The 1,992-nt window shown below is 50.6% G+C and carries 3 protein-coding genes; 2 read left to right on the top strand and 1 reads right to left on the bottom strand.

The window, feature by feature from the left end; genetic code table 11:
* The first annotated feature begins 318 nt into the window (after positions 1 to 318).
* Together ACJHWR_RS25175 and ACJHWR_RS25170 are read left to right on the top strand one after the other, a co-directional pair.
* Positions 319 to 525, top strand: a complete 207-nt coding sequence (locus tag ACJHWR_RS25175) for a helix-turn-helix transcriptional regulator (RefSeq protein ID WP_000235214.1) — start codon at positions 319 to 321, stop codon at positions 523 to 525.
* 93 nt (positions 526 to 618) lie between these two features.
* Positions 619 to 1,221, top strand: a complete 603-nt coding sequence (locus ACJHWR_RS25170; protein ID WP_000813432.1) for a hypothetical protein — start codon at positions 619 to 621, stop codon at positions 1,219 to 1,221.
* A 542-nt stretch (positions 1,222 to 1,763) separates the two neighbouring features.
* On the opposite strand, the gene ACJHWR_RS25165 is transcribed toward ACJHWR_RS25170, so the two are convergent.
* A partial coding sequence (locus ACJHWR_RS25165; protein WP_175097782.1) for an IS3 family transposase occupies positions 1,764 to 1,992 on the bottom strand: 229 nt, incomplete at its 5' end.

Below are 1,992 nucleotides of genomic sequence, written 5' to 3'. Positions count from 1 at the left end.
CTCGCCAGGAACGGGCTGACTCACTGTAACCACCTCCGAAAACAACTCTGCAATTATCAGAACGCCTGCTTCTCTCCCTGTCCTCACGAAAACTATCCCCTCTTTATCGCACGTGCGTGCGGAAGCATCTTTTCGCAACACCCCCCCCCCCCCCGGGATTCCGCTACGGCTCTGCCATCGCAATCCCCCCGTTTATCTCCGGACAGCCACATTCCCGATTATTTTTTACGTTTCTCCCCGGTTGTTATGCCGGTGAAGGTGGCGCGCTGTTTTCATGACCACACCGGCTGGTTTAACAACATCCGGAGGAACATTCTCATGGCTACCCCAGTTTCGCTGATGGATGACCAGATGGTCGACATGGCGTTTATCACTCAACTGACCGGCCTAACCGATAAGTGGTTTGACAAACTCATCAAAGATGGGGGCTTTCCTGCGCCCATCAAAATGGGGCGCAGCTCCCGCTGGCTGAAAAGTGAAGTGGAAGCCTGGCTGCAGGCGCGTATTGCACAGTCCCGTCCGTAATTTTTAACCACTAACCCTTCGCCCACAGCAGACGCAATCTCCGGCCTGCCGGCGGCGCTCTGCTGCCTGTTATCCCCCGTGAGGAATATGAAAATGAAACAACAGTATCAGACCCGTTACGAGCTGCTCCATGAAAACTACCAGAAATGGCTGACCGGCTTCACCCGGCACGCCGTATCATGGGGCGTGTGTCATCCGAATATCTACTATTTCCATAATCTGACGCCCGGGTGGGTGTCATTCAATGGCGAAAAACCGGAGATTGCCATCGTTCCCCAGAGTCTGCACCGGCTGATTTATGGTCCGGACAAACGGAGCTCCCCGTCCCTGGATGATGATCTGGTGGTGAATTTATGCACCAGCGAACACCTGCTGGTTCATCATCCGATGCTGGAAGGGATCCTGCTGTCTGAATGTGAGCGCCTGAAGCAACATTCTCTGGCAAACAAACTGATCAGCCTCTTCCGTCAGTTTGGCGGCACGGAGTTACGTCTCAAACTGGTCTGGCTCTGCTGGCTTGACTTAATGACCGGAAACAGCCTTGACGACTGGACGAAAAACCTGAAACACAAATCAGAAAAAGATCTGGAGCAATGGATCATTGCACGTCAGGGTCAGAGTGAACCACTGACAAATCTGATGGATCAGTACGTGCTTATGGCATACCGTACATCGGTTGATGCCGCTCACAGTTGATGTCTGAGAACCACAGGGCTGGCAGCAGAAAACCAGCCCTGTGGTAAAATACAGTAATAGCGGCGTACATCAGGCACGCCGCTCACTCGTCCACAGATCATATACGTCATTATACTGCGCGATAACGGAGGGCTTCAGCACCCGGTCATTTCTGAGCGGGTATGAATACCATTGATGATGCGAAGCAGCCACGTGCAGAAACGTTCTTCACAACCAGGTGCCTCCATCTTCACTGCAGTCTGAATGTGCCGGCTTGTTATCCACCAGAAATGGTATGCTCCGGTACATGCATACCCCGGAGACTATAAACGCACTGAATCATAGCCTCCCACCTCAGCAGGAGGCAGTCAGCTTTCAGGCGGAAAAACGTTGCAGTTAAAGATCGTGAGAATCGCTGTTTCGTTGCATAGCAACCCGAACAGTTGTAGTGAAACATTTTACCTGCATCAGCACATGGTCAGGCGCCGTCTGTATGGCGTGGAATACTGATGTTTCGGCTGATGGCAAGCCTCATTCTGTACTGACCCCAAAAAGTTGGACAGTTAAACACGAGGCATATAGGTCTGATTCCGATATTCAATTGGAGTCAGACTTTTTAATTTCAGGCTAATTCTTCTGCTGTTGTAGTATTCAATATATTCCGTAACAGCATCCTTCAGTTCGCTTATATTACTGAACTCATCAAGATAAAAACACTCCGACTTTAAGGTTCCAAAGAAACACTCCACCACAGCATTATCCAGACAATTGCCTTTTCTGGACATGCTTTGT

Source organism: Escherichia sp. WS568, from assembly GCF_046486085.1.
Lineage (GTDB): Bacteria > Pseudomonadota > Gammaproteobacteria > Enterobacterales > Enterobacteriaceae > Escherichia > Escherichia coli.
Note: the sequence above shows the minus strand (reverse complement) of the source record. Positions and strands in the feature narration are given on the sequence as shown.

Bases quoted from the DNA above. Each gene is read 5' to 3' on its own strand.
- ACJHWR_RS25175 (WP_000235214.1), top strand. From the start codon at position 319: ATGGCTACCCCAGTTTCGCTGATGGATGACCAGATGGTCGACATGGCG.
- ACJHWR_RS25170 (WP_000813432.1), top strand. From the start codon at position 619: ATGAAACAACAGTATCAGACCCGTTACGAGCTGCTCCATGAAAACTAC.